This is a genomic window from Nocardia sp. SYP-A9097, assembly GCF_009649815.1.
GTDB lineage: Bacteria > Actinomycetota > Actinomycetes > Mycobacteriales > Mycobacteriaceae > Nocardia.
Window position 1 is genome coordinate 84,944 of record NZ_WJIC01000020.1, and the last position, 24,540, is coordinate 109,483.

10 protein-coding genes are annotated in these 24,540 nt (G+C 67.8%); 2 read left to right on the forward strand and 8 right to left on the reverse strand.

Annotated features, from left to right (window positions below; genetic code table 11):
• Position 1: 1 nt before the first annotated feature.
• From GFY24_RS30130 to GFY24_RS30145, 4 genes are all read right to left on the reverse strand, one after another.
• Positions 2 to 1,030 (reverse strand): SDR family oxidoreductase, encoded by a 1,029-nt coding sequence (locus GFY24_RS30130; RefSeq protein ID WP_153808491.1) that lies wholly within the window; start codon positions 1,028 to 1,030, stop codon positions 2 to 4.
• Positions 1,031 to 1,120: 90 nt separating this feature from the next.
• Positions 1,121 to 2,005, reverse strand: coding sequence for an ABC transporter permease (locus tag GFY24_RS30135; RefSeq protein ID WP_375336123.1), 885 nt, complete (start codon positions 2,003 to 2,005; stop codon positions 1,121 to 1,123).
• Positions 2,002 to 2,793 (reverse strand): ABC transporter permease, encoded by a 792-nt coding sequence (locus tag GFY24_RS30140; protein ID WP_153808517.1) that lies wholly within the window; start codon positions 2,791 to 2,793, stop codon positions 2,002 to 2,004. The genes GFY24_RS30135 and GFY24_RS30140 overlap by 4 nt, the downstream gene beginning before the upstream one ends.
• Positions 2,794 to 2,822: 29 nt before the next feature.
• Positions 2,823 to 3,830, reverse strand: a complete 1,008-nt coding sequence (locus tag GFY24_RS30145) for an ATP-binding cassette domain-containing protein (protein ID WP_153808492.1) — start codon at positions 3,828 to 3,830, stop codon at positions 2,823 to 2,825.
• 305 nt (positions 3,831 to 4,135) lie between these two features.
• Here GFY24_RS30145 and GFY24_RS30150 point away from each other — a divergent pair, with 305 nt between their 5' ends.
• A complete protein-coding gene (locus tag GFY24_RS30150) occupies positions 4,136 to 5,617 on the forward strand; it encodes an aldehyde dehydrogenase family protein (protein ID WP_153808493.1) in 1,482 nt (493 codons plus the stop codon).
• On the opposite strand, the gene GFY24_RS30155 is transcribed toward GFY24_RS30150, so the two are convergent.
• The gene (locus GFY24_RS30155) at positions 5,591 to 6,835 is read right to left on the reverse strand and encodes a TetR/AcrR family transcriptional regulator (protein WP_153808494.1); all 1,245 of its coding nucleotides are present in this window, start codon (positions 6,833 to 6,835) and stop codon (positions 5,591 to 5,593) included. The genes GFY24_RS30150 and GFY24_RS30155 overlap by 27 nt on opposite strands.
• Positions 6,836 to 6,962: 127 nt before the next feature.
• On the opposite strand from GFY24_RS30155, the gene GFY24_RS30160 reads away from it, so the two are divergent.
• Positions 6,963 to 7,757, forward strand: a complete 795-nt coding sequence (locus GFY24_RS30160; protein WP_309231516.1) for an enoyl-CoA hydratase-related protein — start codon at positions 6,963 to 6,965, stop codon at positions 7,755 to 7,757.
• Between the two features lie 6 nt (positions 7,758 to 7,763).
• Here the strand turns inward: GFY24_RS30160 and GFY24_RS30165 are convergent, their stop codons facing one another.
• From GFY24_RS30165 to GFY24_RS30175, 3 genes are all read right to left on the reverse strand, one after another.
• A complete protein-coding gene (locus GFY24_RS30165) occupies positions 7,764 to 9,011 on the reverse strand; it encodes an Nramp family divalent metal transporter (protein ID WP_309231517.1) in 1,248 nt (415 codons plus the stop codon).
• A 143-nt stretch (positions 9,012 to 9,154) separates the two neighbouring features.
• Positions 9,155 to 10,162, reverse strand: coding sequence for an alpha/beta hydrolase family protein (locus GFY24_RS30170; protein ID WP_309231523.1), 1,008 nt, complete (start codon positions 10,160 to 10,162; stop codon positions 9,155 to 9,157).
• Between the two features lie 240 nt (positions 10,163 to 10,402).
• The gene (locus GFY24_RS30175) at positions 10,403 to 24,292 is read right to left on the reverse strand and encodes a non-ribosomal peptide synthetase (protein WP_153808496.1); all 13,890 of its coding nucleotides are present in this window, start codon (positions 24,290 to 24,292) and stop codon (positions 10,403 to 10,405) included.
• Between the last annotated feature and the right edge of the window lie 248 nt (positions 24,293 to 24,540).

Genomic DNA, 24,540 nt, shown 5'->3' on the forward strand with positions numbered 1-24,540 from the left:
CTCAGACCCAGTTCTCGATCCAGTATTTCCAGATGATCGAGGCGTAGCCGACCAGGGGCGGGACCTTGATATCGGTTCCGGCCAGGGCGGCCTGTGTCTGCCGTGAGTCGAAGTGGCAGGTGAATTGGCTGTGTTCGATGACGTCCATGGGGACCCCGACTTGCCGTAGCGCCCAGCCCATTCCGGGCACGCGCAGGGTCATGTCGAGGGTTTGTTTCGGCATGACCTCCATGAGGTGCGGCGCGCCGGCCTCGTCGGCGAAGAGGTTGAACACCTCGGCGACGCTCTGTTCGCGCGGGTCGGTGAGGTGGTAGGTCGTTCCCCCGCCGCCCGGCCGATGCGCGATGTGGTCGAGCGCCCGCACCACGTAGTCGACGGGAACCATATTGGTATCGCCCAGTTTCGGTGCGACCACCGGCAGTATGCGCGGCAGTTGCGCGGCCATGCGCAGTATCCGGAAGAAGTAATACGGCCCGTCGATGCGGTCGATTTCCCCGGTGTGCGAGTCGCCGATGACGATCGAGGGCCGGTAGATCCGCCACGGCACCCTGTCCTGATCGCGGACGGCGTGTTCGGCCTCGAGCATGGCGCGCTGGTAGGGCCGGGCGAGGAATTGTCCGACCTCGAGCATGTCCTCGGTGAATACCTGCTCACGGTCGCCCGCGATCTGCACCGTCGAAATATGGTGCAGTAGTCCCGCTTCCAGCTGTGCGGCGAGGTCGGTGACGCGCCGGGTGCCGCCGCCGGGTGCGATGGCGTCGAGTCCGCCGGCGAGGTGGAAGACGTGTTCGATCGAACCCCGGTGCGCCGCAATCCAGCTGGGGTCGACGCCGACGCCGGGTGCGTTGAGGTCGCCGCGTACGGCGCGCACCCGGTCGCCGGCGTTCCAGCCGCGCAGGCAGCGGTTGAAGCGCAGTACGGAGTCCTCGCCGGGGCGCACCAGCACGTGGATGTCCGCACCGCGTTTCAACAACTCGGGAACCAAGAACCGACCGATGAACCCAGTTGCCCCGGTAACCAGGTAAGCCATGGGTTCACCCTAGCGTGACGCGCGCCACACTCCGGCTGCGACTCCGCAAAACGATCAAAGCCCGCATGCGAGAGGCATTCTCGTTATCGATCAGGCTCCGGTCTCGGCTGCCTTGCGGTAGCCGCGGATTGCCGGATAGCCGAATACCAGCACCATGCCGACCGTCCACGCGACGGTCTTCAGCAGTGGTGTGGCGATCGGCCCGTCGTAGGCGAGCCCGCGCATGGCGTCGATCGCGGTACTCATGGGCTGGTTCTCGACGGTCTTCTGCAACCACACCGGATACGCGAAGACGGGCACGAAGCCGGTGTTGAAGAACATCAGCAGGGTGTTGATGACACCGATGACCTGCACCAGCATCACGCCCTCGGTAATGGTGGCGAGCGCGGTCACCAATACCGCGAAGCCGATGCCGAACAGCACCGGAATCGCGAGCATCGCGATGGCGGCGGCCGGGCCGAACCAGAATCGGAAGCCCAGCGCCACCCCGACCGCGAGCACGATCAGCGAGGTGACGAGTACGCGAATCGCCTCGGCCAGTAGTCGTCCGGTGAGTCCGGCGGCGCGGTTCATCGGCATGGTCCAGAACCGGCCGAGTAGTCCGGTGGCCTTCTCGACCTTGAAGCCGAGCGCCGAAACCACCGATCCGGACATGGCCGCGACGAGCATGACCATCGGCACCGTGCCGTAGATGCTGGGCATTCCGGTGGCGGAGGTGATCGAATCACCCAGCACCACACGGAACATGAGCAGTGTCGCCGCCGGATACACGATGGTCTGAATGGTGGTCGCGGGGTCGCGTGCCCAGCCGATCAGCAGTCGCTTGCATTGGATGAGGCTCTGTTCGAACCAAACCGCCAGCGCCCGTTCGGATCGCTGTCGAACGCGCGGCAGCGGCTGATGCCCCGCCCACGAATTCTGCTCTGCCGTCACTGTTTCGCCCTCGAGCGTGTGGGCTTGCATTACCGAACTCATGACCGCCTCATACTTGCCCAGACCGCTGCGGGTACGAAGACCACAGCGGCGCCGATCAGCCATACCATCGGTACCCAGAACACCTGCCAGGTCACCCCGTGCGCGGCCATATCGCGCAGCGCGAAGGAGAACTGGGAGATGGGCTGATTGCGCACGAACGGCCGAACCCATGCGGGGAAGCCGGATTCCGGCACGAACCCGCAGGAGAGCATGCCGAAGATCAGGGTCGGCAGGGTCAGTGCCTGACTCAGGGATTCGGGGCTCTTGGTGAGTGACCCGAGTGCGTCCGCGCCGATGGCCAGGACGGTGCCGACCGCGAGGGAGAACAGGCAGAACAGCACGGCCTGCCCCCAACCGGCCACGAATCGGAAGCCGATCATGTGACCCCAGCCGATGGCGGCGGCCAGCGAGACGATGGATCGCACCATCCCCGCGCTCAGGCGGGACAGCAGCGGCACCATCTTGCCGACGGGCATGGTCTGCAGCCGGGTGTTGAATCCGGTCATGGCTTCGAACGCGGCCATCTGGGCGTTCGACATCATGGTGACGGACATGGTCTGCAGCACGATGATCGGCATGACGAACTGCGCGTAGTCGATGCCGCGGAAGTGCATGACGTATTTGAGCGGCAGGTAGAAGCCGAGGGTCAGGACCAGCGGGGTGATGGTCGCGAAGATCAGTTCGCCCTTGGTGGCCATCACCCAGAGGATGCGTCCGGTGAGGGCCCGCCACTGTCCGAAGCTGTTGGGCTTGGATTTCGGCAGTCCGGCGAAGAGGTCGTCACGCATGCGTGCGGTGGGTTCGACCGCGGGTGCGGTCACTGGGTGCCGCCCGAATGCCCGGTGAGGGAGAGGAATACGTCGTCGAGCGAGGGGCGGCGCAGCCCGATGTCGGCGAGTTGGATTCCGGCGCTGTCGAGTCGGCGCAGCGCCTCGGCCAGGGTCGCGGCCCCGTCCGGCGCGGGGATCGAAAGCCGGTCCGCACCATTGATTTCGGCGCGGACGGTGGCGGGGACCAGATCGCCGAGGGCGTCGGCGGCCAGGCTCAAGTGGGTCGGGTCGAGCGGTACGACCTCGCAGTAGCTGCCGCCGGTCTTCTCCTTGAGGGCGTCCGCGGTGCCTTCGGCGATGACGGTGCCCTTGTCGATGACGATGATGTTGTCGCTGAGTACGTCGGCCTCTTCGAGGTACTGCGTGGTCAGCAGGACGGTGATGCCCTGGGTCTTGAGCGCGTTGACCAGATCCCAGACGCCCTGGCGGCTGCGCGGGTCGAGGCCGGTGGTGGGTTCGTCGAGGAAGACGACCTCGGGCCGGACCACGAGTCCGCAGGCGATGTCCACGCGTCGGCGCATACCGCCGGAGTAGTGCCGGACGGCGCGGCGGCCCGCGCTGGTGAGGTCGAATTCCTCGAGCAGGTTGTCCGCGCGCTGGCGGGCGGCCTTGCGTGGCAGGCCCATGAGCCGGCCGAAGAGTTCGAGGTTCTCGCGTCCGGAGAGGTTCTCGTCGAGGGCGGCGTACTGCCCGGTCATCATGATGGAGCGGCGGACGGCGGCGGGATCCTTGCGCACATCGTGGCCGGCGACCCGGGCGGTGCCGGAGTCGGGGCGCAACAGTGTGGAGAGGATCTTGACGCAGGTCGTCTTGCCCGCGCCATTGGGTCCGAGAATGCCCAGTACTTGGCCGCGTTCGGCGGTGAAGCTGATGCCGCTGAGTGCGTGCACCTCGCCGAACGACTTGCGTACGTCTTCGACATATACGGCCGGATCGCTTCCGCCGCGCACTGCTGAATCCTGGTGCGGCGAATCCGGTTTGTCCTGGCTCGGCATCAACTCTCCACTATCGGCTGGGCGGGCAATTCGAGTCGCCCCGGGCGGCGGGTCCCCACATCCCTTCGGGATGATCCACTCCGTCGCGCGCGATGTTACCGGCCGTCCGGATGCGGGGTCGTTTCTTTGCCTCAGCAGCGTTCAGCCAAACGTGACTTCCGCCACATGCCGGTGGTTTCATGAATAGCCGCTGATCCAGGCCCAGACCGGGCGGTCTGCTGAATTTCCGCACCTTGTCGGCGGTATGCGCCGAACCATAGTCTGGCGTGAAGGGGAGAGTTTTCGATGGCCACGAGAGGGTAAAAATGGCCGAGTCTGCGCAGCAGCCACGAGCCGCAGCGCGCACCGGAGCGGGCCGATCCAAGGTCCTTACTTCATACGATCCACGGACCGGGGAGGTCGTGGGCGATTTCGCCATTATGGGCGCGGGCGAGCTGACGCGCGCCGTTCGCGCTGCTCGTACCACCGAACAGTGGTGGGCGACAATGGATTTCGCCGGACGAAAACGCTGGCTGCTGGATTGGAAACGTGCCATCGCGCGCGGCACCCGAGATCTGGTGGAGCTCATCAGCTCCGAGACCGGCAAGCCGCGATTGGATGCCGCCGTCGAGGTGACCCTGGCGGTGGAGCATCTGGATTGGGTTGCGCACCATGCCGAGCGGACGCTGGGCCGCAGCACTCGCACCGGCGCCTGGTTCCGGCGCGATCAGTCCGGGTCGATCGGGCAGTTACCGCTGGGCGTGGTCGGGGTGCTCGGTCCCTGGCACAATCCCGTTCTCACGCCGATGAATTCGATCGCGAGCGCCATGGCGGCGGGAAACGCGGTGGTGTTCAAGCCGAGTGAGCTGACGCCCGCCGTGGGCGCGTGGCTGGCCGATACCTGGAGCCGGCTGTCCCCCAGTCAGCCTGTGCTGCAGGTGGTTACCGGTGACAGCAGTACCGCGGCCACGCTCTGCCGGTCCCGTTTGGACAAGATCGCCTACTCCGGCTCCGCCGCCGGGGCGCGCGAGCTGGCGGCACTGTGCGCGCAGACCGGGACGCCCCTGGTGGTGGAGCAGGGCGGGCGCGGGGCGATGGTGGTGCAGGTCGATGCCCGGCTCGATACCGCCGCTGCCGCAGCGGTTTACGGAGCCATGGCCAATGCCGGACAGCATCCGGCGGGTGTGCACGTGGTGTACGTCGCCGATTCGGTGTACGAGCCGTTCCTGGAAATGGTCGCCGATCACGCCCGCCGCCTGCGTCCGGCCGCGGACCGCCGCGCCTCGTACGGGCCGATGGTGCTGGATTCGCAGCTCGATGTGGTGCGCCGCCAGGTGCGCGACGCACTCACCCGGGGTGGCCGCCCCGTGGTCGGCAGCCTGGAATCGATTCGGGAGCCCTATATCGAGCCGGTGGTGCTGACCGATGTCCCCGAGGTGAGCCTGGCGATCACCGGTGAGTCGGTGGGTCCGGTGCTGATCGTGAACCGGGTGGCCGATATGGACGAGGCCGTCGAACGGGTCAACGCCGCCAAAAGATCGCTCCCCGTAGCGGTTTTCACCCGCGATGTCCGCAGTGTCCCAGAATTCGCCGAACGCCTGCGCACCCAACTGGTAACCGTCAACGCCACCCCCGTCTACGGCGTGAACGGCCCCGGCCGCATCCGCGACCCACACTCACTCCTGGAATTCACCCGCGCCCAGGTGATTACCGGCCAACGTCACCGAGACCCACTGGGCACCTTCGACAATCACCCCCGCCGCCTCCGAATGGCAAGGGCGCTATTCCGTCTCCGCCACAGCGTCTGATTTCGTGCCCAGTAGGACCGCGCTCATCAGGGCGCGGACTCGGGCCAGTTGGGCTGGGCGGGGGTCGAAGCGGAGGCGGCGGCCTACGTCGATGACCTGGCTGATGGCGGCGTGGACGCGGAAGCGGGCCTCGGTTTGGTCGCCTTCGAGAAGGTTTGCCCACTCCAGGACGTTCTGGCGCTGGATGGAGCGGAGTCGATGCTGTTCGGTGGCGGGGAGATTGGAGAATTCGGCGAAGTAGACGGGGAGGATCTCCGGCATGGCGAAGGTCATGCGGGCGAAGCGTTCGGCTATCCGGACGGCGGCGTCGGCGCGGCTGGTGGCCTCGGACAGGGCTTCGGCATTGCCGATGGCGACGCGTTCGCCGGTGCGGTGGAAGGCGGCGGCGAGCAGATCGGCTTTGCTGCTGAAGTACCGGTAGACGCTGGAGGCGTTGATGCCCGCGGCCGCGCCGATCTCCTCGATGCTGGCCTCGTGATAGCCCTGGCGGCCGAAGATCCGAATCGCTTCGGTGAGCAGCTGTTCGCGTTTGGAGATGACGGGTAGCCCGCGCACGATGGGTTCGCCGGTGACCGGCGGGGGCGGCGGGGGTAGCTCGGCGCGCAGGATATCCCAGCAGATGTCGTTGAACAGCGCCACGATTCGCGCATTGGAGAGTGCGGTGCGGTGTCCGGTGACGCTGCCGATGGCCGAGAGCACCGCGGCCGAGCGCAGCATGACATCGGCGGGGTCGGCGTCGGGGTACAGCGCGGCAATGGGTGCGGCGACGGTTTCGTGGAGTTCGGTGTAGAGGACGCGAATGCGGGCGCGGTCCGCACGCTCCAGATAGCGGCGCTCCCAGCGGTACAGTCCGCCCTCGCGACGGCAGTCGATGGTGTGCTCGGTGATGCCGCGAATCAGTGCGGTGAGTCGCGGTTCCGGTTCCAGCTTCGGATTGTCGGCGGCCTTGGCGGCGTCCAGCAGTTGCTGTGCGCCCATTTCGGCGGCGGCGACGAGCATGGCGTATTTATTGCTGAAGTGCCGGTAGAGCGCGGGGCCGGAGATGCCGACCTCGGCGGCGATCTCGTCCACGCCGACCGGGTGATAGCCCCGCTCAGCGAAGGCGCGGGCGGCCACGCCGACAATCTGGGCCTTGCGATTCTTGGGTCGTCGCCGGGGGCCGGGTTCGCCGGACGGTCGCGCGGAAGCGAGTCCTGCTTCGCTGCGATCGGCGACCATACATTTTCCCCTTCTCAATGGCACCGGACTGTTGACAGTGCCGGACGAATCCACCTAAGTTAACCACAATTCGCACAGTTGGACATATTGCGCCGCGATTCGCACCGTACGCAGAGCAGGAGCAGACGTGAGCAATACTGCGACGACCCCGGGCTACACCGCTGTGCTGGACGACCGGGTACTGCGTGTCACCATCACCAATCCCAAACGCAAGAACGCCATCGACTACGACACCATGGTCGGGCTCGGTGAGACGGTGCTTTCGGCATATGAAAACCCCGCGGTACGGGTGATCGTGCTCACCGGTGCGGGCGGGGACTTCTGCACCGGCGCGGATTTGTCGGCGACTGCGGGCGAGACGGCGCGGGGTATCACGCCGGAACAGACCATGGATGCGGCGAATCGGATGATCAAGGCGATCGTGGAGGCGCCGATCCCGGTCATCGCGCGGTTGCGGGGTGCGGCGGCCGGTGTGGGTGTGGCCTTCGCGCTCGCCGCCGACCTCACCTATGCGTCGGAGGACGCGTACCTGCTGCTGGCTTTCGTCAATATCGGCCTCATGCCCGATGGTGGTGCGGCCGCCATGGTCGCCGCCGCGGCCGGTCGCCCCCTCGCCGCCGAAATGGCGCTACTGGGCGATCGCCTGCCGGTCACCGAGGCTGTCCGCCGCGGCCTGATCACCGGCGTCTACTCGGACGAGGAACTCGACGCCAAGGTCGAGGCGGCTGCGACCAAGCTCGCGCATGGCCCGCGCCGCGCCCTGGAACTCACCAAGCAGGCCCTCAACGCCGCCACCCTCACCGCCCTGGACGCGGCCCTGGCGACCGAAAAGACCGGCCAGTCGGAGCTTTTGCGCGCCCCCGACTTCGCCGAAGGCGCCAACGCCATGCTGCAGAAGCGCAAAGCCGTCTTCGCGGAGTAGCTTTCGCTACTTCCCTGTCAGGGTGAGGTAGATGAGGGCGACATTCAGGGCGGAGATGATCAGAGCGACCAGCCAGGCGAGAGCTGTTGTGAGGCGGGGGTTTACGTCGTCGCCCATGAGGTTGCGGTCTGCGGTGAAGCGGACCAGGGGGATCAACGCGAAGGGGATGCCGAAGGAGAGCACCACCTGCGAAATGATCAGGGCCCGAGTGGGATCCAGGCCGACGGCGAGGATTACCAGGGCCGGGATCAGGGTGACGAGCCGGCGGACCAGCAGCGGGATGGTGCGGTTCAGCAGACCTTCCATGATCATCGCGCCGGCGTAGGCGCCGACCGAGGTGGAGGCCAGTCCGGAGGCGAGCAGCCCGACGGCCAGGAGTAGTCCGGCGACCGGTCCGAGGGTGTCTCGCACCGCGGCATGGGCGGATTCGAGCGAGTCGACGTCATCGCGGCCGCGCAGCGTACCGGCGGCCATGAGCAGCATGGCGAGATTCACGGTGCCGGCGAGGAGCATGGCCAGGCCGACGTCGTAGCGGGTGATGCGCAGCAGCCGGGCTCGCGCCGGACCCGGTTCGGGGCTGCCGTGCCGGTCCCGGGCGAGCGCCGAGTGCAGGTAGACCGCGTGTGGCATGACGGTCGCGCCGATCATGGCGGCGGCCAGCATTACGCTCTCGCTGCCGTCGAAGCGCGGCAGCAGTCCGCCGATCGTGCCCGAGGCCGAGGGCGGTGAAATCACCACGGACGCAAGGAATCCGATGGCGATGACGGCGAGCATGCCGGTGATCACCCGCTCGAACGGTTTCTGTCCGCGCTTGTTCTGCACCAGCAGCAGCCCCAGCGACACAATGCCGGTGATGACGCCGCCGAGCAGTAGCGGCAGGTTGAACAGCAGCTTCAGGGCAATGGCCCCGCCGACGACTTCGGCGAGATCGGTTGCCATGGCGACGGTTTCGGCCTGCGCCCAGTAGGCGAGCCGGGTTTTGCGTCCGGCCTTGTCGCGCACGGCTTCCGGTAGCGACATGCCGGTGACGAGGCCGAGTTTGGCGGAGAGGAATTGCACCAGTCCCGCCATCACATTGGCCATGACGATGACCCAGACCAGCAGGTAGCCGTATTTGGCGCCGGCGCTGATATTGGAGGCGACATTGCCGGGGTCGACGTAGGCGATGGCGGCGACGAAGGCGGGGCCGAGCAGGACCGTGGCCGATCGCGCTCGCTGGAACGTGGAGCGTTTATCGGCCAGGCTGGTACTCACAACAATAGTTTACGGGTTCCCGAACTTTTTGTTGAGAGTTCCCCCAGAGATGTATCCCACCGCTGCAACGCCGAATGCCCCGGCGTATTCCCCGGGGCATTCGTTCGATCCTGCTCGGGGCTACTCCCCCGGCGGTTTCAGCCTCAGAGGCCGAGCCCGCGCTCCAGCACCGGCCACGAGGTGATGAACTCGTCATTCCAGTAACCCCACGAGTGGGTTCCGGTGGCACGGAAGTTGTAGGTCGCCGGGATGCCCAGCGAATCCAGCTTGGTCTGCAGGTTGTGCGTGCAGTAGTTGGTGCCCGCCTCGATGGCGCCGCCGATGATCAGCTGGTTGGCCAGGCCGTAGCCGCCGGGCAGCGCGTACGGGCCGTTCATCGAGTCGTACTGGCCGGGCAGGCCGCTCCCGGAGGAGATGTAAAGGTCTGTGCCACGCAGCCTTTCGGCATTGACGACCGGATCGTTGGCGGCCCAGGCCGGGGAGTCCTCGGGGCCGTGCATGTTTTCGAGCTGGCCGCCGCCCCAGGTCTCGACGGTGAGGCGCATGAATTCCCGGCCGACGGGGTCGGCGAACTGCGCGCAGCCACTGTAGGCGGCCGCGGCGCGGAACAGGCCGGGCTTGGCTTCGGGCAGGGAGAGCACGGTGGTGCCGGAGGTGGAGATACCGGCGATGGCGTTGACGCCATTGGTGCCGAGGGCGGCGTCGATCAGCGGGGGCAGTTCATCGGTGAAGAAGGTCTGCCACTTGTTGCGGCCGAGGGTTTCGTCGTCGTTCTGCCAGTCCTGGTAGTAGCTCCACTTGCCGCCGATGGGCTGGACCACGTTCAGGTCCTTGTCACCGAGGAAGCCGTTGACGATATTGGTCTTCTTCTGCCAGGAGGCGTCGTCCTGTCCGCCGCCCGCACCATTGAGCAGGTACAGGGTCGGGCGCGGCACCGATGCGTCGGCCGGGCGCTGCACGTCGACGGGGTAGGTGGCGTCCATGGCGGCGGAGTAGACGTACAGCCGAATATTGCGGCCGTCCTTCATCTCCGCTTTGGTGATCTTCGACCCGTCCGGGGCGACGGGATCGGCGAGCAGCTTCTTGCTGTCGATGATCGGGTCGGCGGCGGCGCTCGGCCCGCCGACGCCGGCGACCAAGCCGGTCAGCACTGCCGTTGCGGCGAGGAAGGCGGCGGTTCGTGCACCGCGCCGGCGACCCGCAAGTACGTTCCGACCGAGCCCATTACGGACGTGTCGACGAATCAATGTTCACACCTTCGCTTTGGTTCGTTGTGCCGGTCTTACCACCCGGCGGCGCAGAGCTGCTCGGGTTCCCAGCCGCGGTCTCCGGGCAGGGTTCACCCCCGAGAGACCATACGGCTTATGCCATCGCCACGATAGCGGTCGATGTTACGGATTGGGCGCGCGTCCGTGCTCGGCGAGCCCGCCCAGGGCCTGTACCCAGCCTTCGACGAGTCGTTTGATCTGTTCCAGGTCCAGTACCGCACCTGCGAAGTCGAAGCGGGCGACCAGGCCGTCCTGGGTGGTGTCCACGGTGACGTCGAGGTAGAGATCATCGGTTACCGGTTCCGGATACACCCGGGCGGGTCGCAGATCCCGGTAGCGGAATCCGATGCGGCCCACCGGAAGTCCGGCGATGGCGGCGGCGGTGTCGGGGTTCAGATGCTGTAGCAATCCGAAGCCGACACCCTGGGAGGGGACCTCCCGGCACCGGTCGCGAATCTGCCGGATGACGGATCCGGCGGCGGATCCGCCCTGCCGGACGTCCTCGAAGTCGACGCCGTAGACGCGCAGCGGGAACGGGTACGGCGTGGAGAACGCGCCGACGGTGCGATGCCCGGCGGGATCGCCCGGCACCCGGCCGTCGGCGACCAGTTGCACCACCGATCCCAGTGAGTTGCGGACGGTTTCGGCACTGCCGTCGAGCAGGGTGGCAGCGAGCGCAGCCAGCAGTACATCGTCGATGCTGGCCTGGTAGCGGCGCGCCACCGTATCGACGGCGGCGGCGCCTTCGCCGGTGATGGAGACCGAGACCCGGCCGCGGCCGAGGGGTTCGCCGGCGGCGCCGAATACCTCGGCCGGATCGCGGCCGGGCAGCGCGGAGGTGAGAGCCGAACGCCACCACTCCAATTCGGTGACGGTCCCGGTGGCGACGGACCGTTCGGCGAGTTCGCGGGCGATGCCGACGGGGTGCGCGTCCGCGCTGGGCGGGGTGGCGTGACCGCCGGACCAGGAGGCGGTCAGATCTTCGATAATCGTGCGCCACGAGGTGTCGTCCACGACCAGGCCGTTGGCGACCGCGACCAGGACCGCGGCGGGGCGATCGGTCGGATCCAGATTCGGGTCGGCCTCGCCACCGGCCATGAGCACGAAGCGAATATTGCGGCCCTTCTCCGGGTCGAGCTCCGCGGCGGCGGCGTGGATGACGGCCTCGATGGGATCGCCGACGGCCTCGACCGACGGATCGAGCTGCCAGACAACGGCATCGCGCGAATTCGCCTGTACCGGAATGTCCATGACGGCGGTATCGCCATCGCGGCGCAGTCGGGACCACAGCGCGGGATGCCGATCCAGGAGCGTCCGTACGGACCTGCGCACCCGGCTGCCGGAGACATCGGCCGCGATATCGAGGGTGATGGCCCGGATCCACAGCCCGGACGGTTCGAGCTCGAGCAGGCTCACCGCGCCCGCGGGTAGCGGGGAAACCTTGCCCACGGCGGTGAGTCGCGGCCCCATGACGGGCGGGGTTTCCGGTGCGGCCGGAATCGCGGGCTCGGCAATCGGTTCCGCGATTTCGGGAGCATCGTCGACTTCGGTTGTGGCCGAGTCGATCTCGGCTACCAGCTGCTGAACCGGTTCGGGTTCGAGTTCGGCGATCTCTTCCGAGACCGCGTCGACCTGGTCGGCGAGGTGTTCCGAATCTTCCTCGCGGGCCTGCAGTTTCATCTCCGAAGCAGGTGTGTCGAAGTTGATGATGGGCAGCACCTGGGTGATGGTCCAGTCGCCCTCGCCCTCGCCGGTATCGCTCTCGACGGCGGGCTCTTCCGGTGCGGCCGCACCGATTTCGCGATCGAGGAGGTCGGCGAGTCGCGGCCCGATGACGGCGTAGGACTCTGCGGTGGTCATGAGCTGGTGCTTGACCGGCACCACATGGTCGGTGACCGGTCCGGTGACGAAGGGGCGCCAGTCGGCGGCCGAGTGCTGATGGTCGTCGCCGCGGCCGAGCTGGGCCGAGAAGAGTTCCATGTGGCCGTCGAATGCCGTTGGCCGGTACCGGGATCCGAGTTCGACGGTATGCACCGCGCCGCGGTAGATGCGGCGCAGGCGGTCCACCGTCAGCACGGCGAGGTCGGCGGGGATGGCCTCGTGCAGGGCGGCGAGCGCCGCATCGCTGAGGTCGCGCATATCCCCGTCGGGGAAGGCTTCCTCGCCGACGCCCAGGGCCGCGAATTCGTCGCGGACGGCCTGGGTGAAGTCGGTGAATTCGGCGTCCGGGTAGGCGTCGAGATTGGCCAGTACATCGACCTGTTCGCCGATGGCCTGCAGCTCGGTGGCGATGGCGTGCGCCAGGATGCCGCCGAGCGAGTAGCCGAGCACCCGGTACGGGCCGTGCGGCTGCACCTCGCGCATGGCGCCGATGTAGCGCCGCGCCACGTCCTCGAGGGTGTCGGGTGCGTAGTCGGTCTCGGTGAGCGCCGGGGATTGCAGACCGTAGAGCGGTTGGTCGGCGGGTAGGTAGCTCGCCAATCCCGCATAGCACCAGGACATTCCGACCATGGGCGGGGCACAGAACAGTGGTGTGCGGTCGCCGGTGGCCCGAATGGGCAGCACTACGGCCAGTGCGGCGTCGGCCGCGGAGTCGTAGTCGTGCCTGCTCTCCAGGTCGGCGCGAATGCGTTCGGCGAGTCCGGTGACGGTCGGGTCGGTGAAGAACCAGGCGACCATGACCTGCGCGCCGGAGACCTTGCGCAGTTTGCTGACGATCTGGGTGGCGAGCAGGGAATTGCCGCCGATGGCGAAGAAGTCCTCGTCCACGCTGACCTGGTCGACGCCGAGCACCTCGGCGAAGGTGGCCGCGATGGTCTCCTCCAGCGGGGTGGACGGGGCGCGGTATTCGCGTTGGCGCAGTACGGGTTCCGGCAGCGCCTTGCGGTCGAGCTTGCCGACGGGGGTCAGCGGCAACTCGTCGAGTACGACGATGGCGGCGGGCACCATATGCGGCGGCAGGCTCTGCGCCGCATAGCTCTGCAATGCCTCTGGATCGAGCACGTCGCCGAGCACGTAGGAGACCAGAACCGTTGTGCCGGTGTGGTTCTTGCGCCCGACGGTAATGGCGAAGTCGACCTCCGGGTGCGATCCGAGCACGGCGTCGATCTCGCCGAGTTCGATGCGGAAGCCACGGATCTTGACCTGGAAGTCCGAGCGCCCGACATAGTCGAGTTCCCAAGGACTCTGCGGCAGTGCGGTATTGCCGCCGCGCTCGTCGGCGTCGGCGTACCAGCGCACCACGTCGCCGGTGCGGTACATGCGCGATCCCGGTGCGCCCCAGGGGTTTGCGACGAATCGCTCCGCGGAGAGCCCGGCGCGATTGCGGTACCCGCGGGCGAGCGCGCCACCGGCGAGGTACAGCTCGCCCGCGACGCCCGGCGGTACCGGGTTCAATCGCGAGTCGAGCACCAGCGCCGACATACCGTGTACCGGTTTACCGATGGTGATGTGGCGCCCCGGGGTCAGCTGGGCATAGGTGGAGATGATCGTGGTCTCGGTGGGGCCGTAGGCGTTGTGGTAGACCCGCCCGGCGGCCTTCCAGCGCGCCACCAGCTCCGGCGGTGTCACATCGCCACCGACCGAGAGCACCTCGAGCTGCGGCTGAATGGCCGGGTCGAGGGTGCCGAGCACGGCCGGGGTGATGATCGCGTGTGAGACGTTCTCGGTGCGCATGAGCTCGCCGAGTTCGGGTCCGCCCAGGATCTCCGAGGGCACGATGACCAGGGTCGCGCCGGTGTAGAACGCGCAAACCCATTCCAGCACGGAGGGATCGAAGCTGGGTGAGCAGATGTGCATGAGCCGGTGCTCGGGATCGAGGTCGTACAGCGAGACCGCGTAGTCGGCGAGCCCGCCCACACCCATATGGGTCACGGTGACGCCCTTGGGCATACCGGTGGACCCGGAGGTGTAGATGACATACGCCGGATGCTGCATGCGCAGTGGTGCGAGGCGGTCCGCGTCGGTGACCGGTGCCGGGGACTGGGCCATGCAGGCCCCGTCGGTGGCGGCGTCGTCCAGGCACAGCCATTCGATCGCGCCGGGCAGGGCGTCCCGATGCGCGCGTCCGGTGATTCCGAGTACGGCTCCGGAGTCGGTCACCATATGCCGTACGCGATCCGCCGGATAGGTGGGATCGACGGGTACGTGCGCGCCACCCGCCTTGGCGATGGCGAGTACGGCGGCGACCATTTCGAACGAACGCGGGAAGGCCACCGCGACAAGCTTTTCCGGTCCCACACCGCGTGCGATGAGTACCCGCGCGAGCTGCGAGGAGTAGTCGTCGAGTTCGCCGTAGGTGATGGAGTGCCCGCGGTAGCGCACCGCGATCCGGTCACGGCCCAGTGCCACACCGCGGGTGAGCAGTTCGGGCAGCAGTCCGGTGGCCATGACGTCATCGCCGTGCACGTGGGTGAGCAGTTCGTATTCGCTGTCGTCCAGCAGCGGCAGATCGCCGACGGGTGTGCCCGGCCGCGCCACGATGGCCGCCAGCAAGCGCCGGAACCGGTCCGCGAAGACACCGATGGTGGCGTAGTCGAACAGGTCGGTGGCGAAGGTGAACGCGCCCTGTAGTCCGTTGCCGCCGCTGTCGCTCATGGTCAGCGACAGGTCGACCTGGGAGGTCGTCACTTCGGATTCCAGTGCGGCTATCCGCAATTCGGGCAGGTCGGCATTGCCTTCGGGGAGGTTCTGGAAGGCCAGCATGACCTGGTACAGCGGATTGCGGGCGGTGGACCGCTCCGGATTGAGCAGCTCCACCAGGCGTTCGAACGGCACCTCGGCATTGGCGAAGGCGCGCAGGTCGGCGTCCTTGGTGCGGGCGAGGAGTTCGTCGAAGCGCAGTTCGCCCGGGACCTGGGCGCGCAGTACCAGCGTATTGACGAACATGCCGATGACATCGTCGAGTTCGGCCGCGCCGCGCCCGGCGACCGGGGTGCCGATGGCGATGTCGCCGGTGCCGGACAACCGCGCCAGGAAGATGGCGAGCGCGGTGTGCACCACCATGAACAGGGTGGCGTGCTGCTCGCGCGCGATGCGTTGCAGCCCTTGATGAATCTCATCGTCGATGGCGAATCGCAGACTGCCACCGCGGAAGGACTGCACCGGCGGGCGCGGTCGATCGGCGGGCAGGTTCAATTCGTCCGGGAGTCCGGCGAGTTCGGTGCGCCAGTGCGCGGTCTGCCGGGCGATCAGGCTGTCCGGATCGTCCTCGGAGCCCAGTACCGCGCGCTGCCACAGGCTGTAGTCGGCGTATTGCACCGGCAGCGGCGACCATTCGGGCGCGGTATCGGCCGAGCGCGCGATGTAGGCCAGCACCAGATCGCGGGAGAGCGGTCCCATGGACCAGCCGTCGGAGCTGATGTGGTGGGTGACGAGTACCAGTACGTGTTCGATCTCGTCGGCGGTGTCGATCCGGAACAGCTTGGCCCGCAAGGGAACCTCACGGGTCACGTCGAATCCGGCGGTGAGCAGTGCGCCCACCCGCTCGGCCACCGCGTCCACGCCGATGCGCTCGGGGGTGAGCGCGGCGGTGAGGCCCGGTACGACCTGGGCGGCGGGCAGCACCACCTGGTGGGCCGCGCCGTCCGCCTCGGGGTAGATGGTGCGCAGCGTCTCGTGCCGTTCCAGCAGGTCGGCCAGGGCCAGGCGGAGTGCCTCGGTGTCCAGTGCGCCGGTGAGCCGCAGTGCGATGGGCAGGTTGTAGGCCGAGGAGTTCGGATCGAACTGGTTCAGGAACCACATGCGCTGCTGCGCGAGGGACAGCGGTACCCGGTCGGGGCGGACCCCGGCGATCAGCTTGGGGCGTGGCGCAAGGCCCTCGGTGCCCGAAACCCGTTGTGCGAGTGCGTCGACGGTGGAGACCTCGAACAGATCCCGGACGCCGAGATCCGAATCGAGGGCGGCGTTGACGCGCGCGATGACGCGGGTCGCGACGAGTGAATTACCGCCGAGCGCGAAGAAGTCGTCATCGAGGCCGACCTGCTCCAGGGCGAGCACTTCGGCGAAGACGGCCGCGATGGCCCGTTCGGTCTCGGTCTCCGGTGCCCGGAATTCGCGATCGGCCGCGAAATCCGGTGCGGGCAGGGCACGCCGGTCCAGCTTGCCGGAGGGGTTGACCGGGAAGTCGTCCAGGACGACGAAGGCCGCCGGGACCATATAGCCCGGAACCCGTTCGCCCACAGCGTTCTTCACCGCGGCGGGGTCGACCGGGTACCCGGCGGCGGGCACGACGTAGGCGACGAGCTGGTCGCCGAGTCGGTCGTCGTGGCGCAGCACCACGACCGCGCGGGCAATGGATTCCTGTGCGGTGAGCGCGGATTCGATCTCGCCGAGTTCGATGCGCAGGCCGCGCAGCTTCACCTGGAAGTCGGTGCGGCCCAGGTACACCAGCTGACCGTGATCGGTCCAGCGCACCAGGTCGCCGGTGCGGTACATCCGGGTGCCGCTGTCGCCGAAGGGGTTGGCCACGAAGCGATCCGCGGTCAGGTCGGCGCGGCCGTGGTAGCCGCGGGCCAGCTGATCTCCGGCGAGGTACAGCTCACCGGCCATCCCCGGTGCGACCGGGTGCAGGCGCGCGTCGAGTACATAGGTCTGTGCGTTCCACACCGGTGCGCCGATCGGCACGGCGCCCGAAACCTCTTCGGGCACAGCGGCATAGGTGGCGTGCACGGTGAATTCGGTGGGACCGTACAGATTGTGCAGTTCCGCGCGCCCGATGCGCCGGAAGGCGGCGACCGCGTCACTGGTGAAGGCCTCACCGGCGATGAGCAGGGTGCGCAGTGAGGTGAGTGCCGACGGGGTGGCGGTCTCGGTGAAGGCGCTGAGCATGGACGGTACGAACGAGGTCATGGTGATGCGTTCGGCGGCAATGATTTCGGCCAGGTAGGCCGGATCGCGATGCCCGTCCGCGCTCGCGATCACCAGTTTCGCGCCGACGGCGAGCGGACCGAACAGCTCCCACACCGAGACGTCGAAGGTGGCGGGCGTCTTGAGCAGCACCACATCGTCGGCGGTAATGCCGTATTCGGTGGTGATCCAGCGGATCTGGTTGACGGCGGCGATATGCGAGACCGCGACGCCCTTGGGGCGGCCGGTGGAGCCGGAGGTGAAGATGACGTACGCCTGGTGCGCGCTGTACAGCGGGGCGCGCCGCTCGTCGTCGCGGATCGGCTCGTCCGAGTAGCCGGACAGGTCGAGTGCGTCGATGGTGAGGACACGGCCTTCGGCTGTGAAACCGTCACGGCGCGTGGTGAGTACGCAGACCGGCTGTGCGGTGTCCAGCACATGGTCGATGCGGTCGGCGGGCTGGTCCAGATCCAGCGGTACGTAACCGCCACCGGCTTCCAGAACCGCGTAGATGGCCACGACCAGGTCGACCGAGCGTCGAATGCCCAGTGCCACCAGTGTTTCCGGACCGACGCCGGCGGCGATGAGCAGTCGTGCCAGCCGGTGCACGCGGGACGCCAGCTCGGCGTAGGTCAGTTCGGTGCCCTCGAAGGTGAGCGCGGCGGCTCCCGGATTCCGTGCCGCCTGCGCTTCGAACAGCGAGAACAGTTGTCCCGCGGGCAGATCGATGGCGGTTTCGTTCCATTCGGTGAGCACCTTGCGGCGCTCGTCGAAGCCGAGTACATCGATATCGCCGACCGGGCGCGAGGGATCGACGGTGACCGCGACCAGTAGGCGCCGGAAGCGTTCGGCGAAGCCCTGCACCGTATCCACGTCGAAAAGGTCGGTGGCATAGGTGAACAGCGCGGTCATGCCCTGCGGGGAGCTGTCCGGATCGGTGCGCTCACTCACGGTGAGTTGCAGGTCGAATTTGGCCAGCGGTACATCCAGTTCCACCGCCGATACCGAGACGCCGGGCAGCGACAGTTCGGAGTTGCCGACGTTCTGGAAGGTGAGCATGGTCTGGAACAGCGGATGCCGGGCCTGGGAGCGGGCCGGGTCCAGGACCTCGACGAGTCGCTCGAAGGGTACGTCGGCGTGGCCGAAGGCGGCGATATCGCCGGCGCGCACCGTATTCAGCAGTTCGCCGAAGGAGGCGGCCGGGTCGACCTGGGTGCGCAGTACCAGGGTGTTCACGAACATGCCGATGAGGTCGTCGAGGGCGGCCTCACCACGTCCGGCGATGGGTGCACCGACAGCGATGTCGCCGGTGCCGGAGAGCCGCGCGAGCAGTGCCGCGAAGGCCGCGTGTACGACCATGAACAGGGTGGCATTGTGTTCGGACGCCACCCGGTGCAGGGCGGCGTGCACGATGGGATCGATATCGAAGGCGAGGGTCGCACCGCGTCCGCCGGCCACGGCGGGCCGGGGCCGGTCGCCGGGCAGCTCCAGCTGATCGGGCAGTCCGGCAAGGGTGCCGCGCCAGAAGTCGAGCTGTCGCGCCAGCAGTGAGCCGGAATCGGTTTCCTCGCCGAGGATTTCGCGCTGCCACAGCGCATAGTCGGCGTACTGCACCGTGAGCGGGGTCCACTCGGGTTCGCGGCCCTGGATACGGCTCAGGTACGCGGTCATGAGGTCGCGGGTGAGCGGTCCGGCGGAGAAGCCGTCACCGGCGATGTGGTGCACCACGCAGACCAGTACGTGATCATCGACGCCCAAGCGCAGCAGGCGAACTCGCAGCGGCGGCGCGGCGGTCACGTCGAAGCCGGCGATGGCGGCCTCGGCCACCGCCGCCACGATGTTCTCCTCGCGGACATCGACCATGGGCACCGACGGCATGGCCTCGGGGTCGTCGGCGGCCAGGATCACCTGGTGGCCGACGCCGTCCTGTTCGGGGTAGATGGTGCGCAGCACCTCGTGCCGCTCCACCAGATCCCGGACCGCCGCGCGCAGTGCGGGCACATCCAGGGGCCCGTTGATGCGCAGTGCGGTGGGCAGGTTGTAGGTCGCCGAGGCGATGTCGAAGCGGTTCAGGAACCACATGCGCTGCTGGGCGTAGGACAGCGGAATCTGCTCCGGCCGCTCCATGGCCCGCAGCGGTGTACTGAACGAATCCGCCTGATCGCCGAGGGTTACCGCGAGTTCGGCCACGGTGGGTGCGTCGAAGATGGTGCGCACCGGCACGCGCGCGCCGACGGCCGCGCCGAGGCGGGCCACCACCTGGGTGGCGCTGAGCGAGTTGCCGCCGAGCTCGAAGAAGTCGTCGTCCGCGCCGACGGTTTCGACGCCGAGGACGGCGGCGAACACCTCTGTCACGAGGCGCTCGCCCGGGGTGGACGGCGCCCGGTACTCGCGGGCCTGGAACTGCGGCTCCGGCAATGCCTTTCGATCCAGCTTGCCGCTGGCATTGAGCGGCATGGCCGGCAGGCGCACGACGGTGGCGGGCACCATATAGGACGGCAGCGCCGCGCGAGCATGCGCCTGCAGCTCCGAATCGGCCACGGCGGCACCGGATTCGAGCACGATGTAGGCGACAAGCCGGTCACCGGTCGCGGCACGCACCAGACTGACCGCGGCACGATGCACCGCCGGATGGCTCAACAGCACCGTCTCGATCTCACCGAGCTCGACGCGCTGACCACGCAGCTTGACCTGGAAGTCACTGCGGCCCAGGTACTCCAGCGCATGGCCGATTCCGGCGGGGTCGGCGATCCACCGCACCACATCACCGGTGCGGTAGAGGCGTGCGCCATTCTCGTGCGCCACGAAACGTTCCGCGGTCAGGGCGGGTGCGCCCAGGTAGCCGCGCGCCAATTGCACTCCGGCGACATACAGTTCACCGGCCGCGCCGAACGGCACCGGCCGCAATTGCCGATCCAGTACGTGTACCCGGGTATTGGCGACGGGGCTGCCGATCGGCACCGCATTGCCCGCGGCCAGTTCGGCGGGGTGCGCGGTGACCACGGTGGCCTCGGCGGGTCCGTACCAGTTGATCAGCGTCGTATCCGGCAGTGCCGCACCGAATTTCACCGCGGTCTCGGTGGCGAGCGCCTCACCGGCGGCGAACACCCAGCGCAGCTGGTCGGTCGGCGCGCCGGCCGACTGTGCGAGGCCGTCGAGGTACGCCTCCAGCATGGAGGGCACGAAATGCACCGAGGTGACGCCGTAGCGGCCGATCATACGGGCGATGTAGGCGGGATCGCGGTGCCCGTCGGGCTCGGCGATGACCACGGCCGCACCGGTCTGCAACGGCCAGAACAGTTCCCAGGTGGAGATGTCGAAGGTGATGGGTGTCTTGTGCAGCACCACGTCACCGGCACCGTGCGGGTAGGTGCGCTGCGCCCAGCGGAACTGGTTGGCCATCTGACGGTGGGTGATCACCACGCCCTTGGGGCGGCCGGTGGATCCGGAGGTGTAGATGACGTACGCGGCATTGTCCGCGCGCGCCGAAACGGATTCGACGAATTCGATATCGCTCGCACCGGCGAGCGCGTCAACGAAGAAAAGCGGTACGCCCGAAGCGGTTTCGAAGTCCTCGTCGGCGCGGGTCAGTACACAGACCGGTGCCGCGCTACCGAGCACATACTCATTGCGCTCGGCCGGATGATCGGGATCGACCGGCACATACGCACCACCGGCGCGCAGTACCGCGTAGATGGCGACCACGAGATCGACACTGCGGCGCATGGCGACCGCGACCCGGGACTCCGGTCCGACGCCGCGCAGTGTGAGTTCCCGTGCGAGCCGCCGCGATCGGACATCGAGTTCGGCGTAGGTGAGCGTGGTATCGCCGAAGATGACGGCCAGGGCCTCGGGCGTGCGCGCGGCCTGGGCGTCGAAGAGGGTGAGCAGGGTCGAATCGTCCAGCAGCTCGGCGACTTCGGTGGCATTGACGGTGTCGAGGGCGTCGCGCTCGCTGTCGATGAGCGCGTCCACCTCGGCGATCCGCGCCTGCGGATTACTGCCGAATCGGTTGAGCAGCAGGGCGAGTCGTTGTGTGAGCGCCGCGGCGGCGGGCTCGTCGAACAGGTCGCGCAGGTATTTGAGATTGACCCGCAGCTGCTTGCCCGGGGTGACCATGACGGTGACCGGGTAGTGCGTGCCGTTCGCGGCGGAGGTGCCGAGCAGTCCGACACCGTCGATGGGCGCGGCGGCCTCGTCCAGGGCCGCATCGTCCACCGGGAAGGAGGCGAACACCACGAGCGAGTCGAAAATCCCGTCGATACCGGTGATTTCCTGGATTTCGCCGAGCCCGAGGTAGTGGTGGTCGAGCAGGGCGGCCTGCTCGTCCTGCAGTTGGCGCAGCAGTCCGGCGAGGGTTCCGGCGGCATCGAGTTTCACCCGCACCGGAATGGCATTGAGAAAGAGCCCGACCATGGTCTCGATCCCGGCCAGCTGTGGCGGGCGACCGGAGACGGTCGCGCCGAAGACCACATCGTCGCGATCGGTGCTGCGGCCGATGAGCAGACCCCAGGCGGCCTGCACGATGGTGTTGACGGTGATACCCGCCTCGGCGGCCACCCGGCTCAGCGCGGCGGTCTCCTCGATGCTGAGTTCGAAGCCCAATTCGCCGATACCGGCGGAGATTTCGCGTGATCGGTCGACCGGCGCGAGCGGCGACGGTTCGGTGAATCCGTCCAGGGCCTCCCGCCAGGCGGCACGCGCGGCTTCGCGATCCTGTGCGGCCAGCCAGGCCAGATAGTCGCGGTAGGACCGGACCGGCGGCAGCAGCGCGGGATCGCCGCCGAGCGCGTAGAAGGCCAGCATGTCCTGCATGAGCAGCGGGAGTGACCAGCCGTCCAGGAGAATGTGGTGGCTGGTGACGAAGAGCTGGAAGCGTTCGGGTGCGGTGCGCACCAGGGTGAAGCGCAGTAGCGGCGCGGAGCGCATATCGAAGTGGCCGGTCATTTCGGCGGCCATCAGCCAGTCGGTGCGCGCGGGGGCGGATTCGGTGTCGCGATCGCCGAGATCCATATAGCGCCAGGGCACTTCGAGGTCGTCGACGACGAGCTGCAGCGGATTGCCGTTAGCGTCCTCGGCGAAGGCGACCCGCAGGTTCACATGCCGGTCCAGCATGGCCTGGGCGGCGGCGCGCAGGCGCGGAATGTCCAGTGCGCCGGAGAGTTCGACGGTGAACTGGGTCATGTACGCGTCGACGGAGTGCTCCGCGAGCAGCGCGTGGAAGAGCATGCCGGACTGCAGCGGGGTGAGCGGCCAGATATCCGACATGGTCGGGTAGAGCTCTTGCAGCCGTGCGCGATCGGCGTCGGAGACCTCGATGAGCGGTCCGGTGGCGAGCTGCACCTCGGCCTCGCCCGGGGTCACCGCCGCGGCGAGCGCGGCGAGTCCTTCGACGGTGCGCGCGGCGAATACATCCTTGGCCTTGAAGGCCAAACCCTGTGCGCGCGCTCGCGAAACGATCTGGATGGAGGTGATGCTGTCGACGCCGAGGGAGAAGAAGTCGTCGTCCAGGCCGACCCGGTCGACCTTGAGCACCTCGGCGATGACGGTGGAGACCGTCTGCTGGGCAGGGGTTTCCGGGGCCCGGTAGGCGCGCGCCTCGATCACCGGCGGCGGCAGCGCGGCCCGGTCCAGTTTGCCGACGGGGGTCAGCGGGATCTCGTCGAGCACCATGATCGCGCCGGGCACCATATGCGGCGGCAGCGTGCTCTCGGCGAGCGCGGACAGCTCCGCCACATCCACGGTGGCTCCGGGCGCGGGGTGCACGTATGACACCAGAACCGTTGCGCGGTCCTGGACTTGGTGGCCCACGGTGACCGCGAAGTCGACGGACGCGTGCCCGGCGAGCACCGCGTCGATCTCCTCGAGCTCGATGCGCAGGCCGCGGATCTTCACCTGGAAGTCATTGCGCCCCAGGTACTCCAGTTCGCCGCCGGAGGTCCAGCGCACCAGGTCGCCGGTGCGGTAGAGCCGGGAACCATTGTCCTCGAACGGATTCGCGACGAACCGTGCCGCGGTGAGCTCGGCCCGGCGATGGTAGCCGCGCGCCAGCAGCGCTCCGGCCACATACAGCTCACCGGGCACACCCGGGGCAACCGGCCGCAATCGCTCGTCCAGGACGTGCGCGACCGCGCCGCGAATGGCCGCGCCGATGGTGACGGGGCGGTCCGGGAACAGCTCCGCGCCGTTACTCCACACGGTGGTCTCGGTGGGCCCGTAGCCATTGAGCAACCGTCGCTCGCCGTCGGCGATCGGGGCGACCCAGCGCCGCACCAACTCCGGCGGGCACGCCTCACCGGCGGCCAGCACGACGCGCAGTTGATCGAGTCCGCTCGGGTCCAGCGAGGCCAGCACGGACGGCGTGATCACCGCGTGGCTGACGGCCTCGCGGGCCAGCAGCGCGCCCAGATCCTCACCGCCGTAGACCTCCGGCGCGGCCACGACCAAGGCGGCGGCGGATCCGATGGCCATGAGCATTTCGAAGACCGAGGCGTCGAAGGAGGGCGAGGCAACATGCAGCACTCGCGATTCCGGGGTGATGCGGAATCGTTCGCGCTGCTCTTCGCTCAGTCCGGAGAGCCCGGTGTGGGTGACCACGACGCCCTTGGGCAGACCGGTCGAACCCGAGGTGTAGATCGTGTAGGCGGGGTGCTCCGCGCGCAACGGCCGCACGCGGTCGGCATTGGTGACCGGTTCGGCCGGGTAGCCCTGGGTGAGTTCGGCGAATTCCGCGTCGTCCAGTTCCAGCCAGCCGACCGAATCGGGGAGTGCGCCCCGTTTACCGGTGATGGTCAGGCCCAGCACGGCCCGCGAATCCGAGATCATGTGCAGTACGCGATCGGCCGGATAATTCGGATCAACCGGGACAAATCCGGCACCGGTCTTGGCAACCGCCCACACCGCGACCACGGACTCGACCGAACGCGGAATGGCTACCGCGACCAGATCCTCCGGACCCACGCCCCGCTCGATCAACAGATGAGCAAGGCGGGTAGACCGCTCGTCGAGTTCGGCATAGCTCAGCCGTGCCAGCGTCCCCGTGGCATCGGCGAGGATCAGGGCCACGCCCGCCGGATTGGCCTCGACGGCGGTGGACATGAGCTGCGGCAGGGTGGGAACGCGGGGCCGCCGGGTGCGGGTGGGCCGTACGCGAGCGGTGCGGGTCATGCGATTACCGCCGGTTGCTCGATATGCCGGTGCCCGACCACCCGAATCATGAAGATGTCCCTCATCCTGTCCGTCGTTGCTCCTGCCACCCGTGCATCCCGAGAAGAAATCGGGTGGGCCCGGGTCGTGTTACACCGGTGCTACGGCATCGGGAGTGGTCACGACCTGCGCCTCTACCTGGCCACCGCGACGTCAGGGTACCTTCCGGCACACCGACGACAGGGCGTCCACGTCGAAACGGGTGTTAA

Coding starts and splice junctions, on each gene's coding strand:
- GFY24_RS30140 (WP_153808517.1), bottom strand. CDS start 2,793: ATGCGTGACGACCTCTTCGCCGGACTGCCGAAATCCAAGCCCAACAGC.
- GFY24_RS30155 (WP_153808494.1), bottom strand. CDS start 6,835: ATGGTCGCCGATCGCAGCGAAGCAGGACTCGCTTCCGCGCGACCGTCC.
- GFY24_RS30150 (WP_153808493.1), top strand. CDS start 4,136: ATGGCCGAGTCTGCGCAGCAGCCACGAGCCGCAGCGCGCACCGGAGCG.
- GFY24_RS30135 (WP_375336123.1), bottom strand. CDS start 2,005: ATGAGTTCGGTAATGCAAGCCCACACGCTCGAGGGCGAAACAGTGACG.
- GFY24_RS30175 (WP_153808496.1), bottom strand. CDS start 24,292: ATGACCCGCACCGCTCGCGTACGGCCCACCCGCACCCGGCGGCCCCGC.
- GFY24_RS30130 (WP_153808491.1), bottom strand. CDS start 1,030: ATGGCTTACCTGGTTACCGGGGCAACTGGGTTCATCGGTCGGTTCTTG.
- GFY24_RS30145 (WP_153808492.1), bottom strand. CDS start 3,830: ATGCCGAGCCAGGACAAACCGGATTCGCCGCACCAGGATTCAGCAGTG.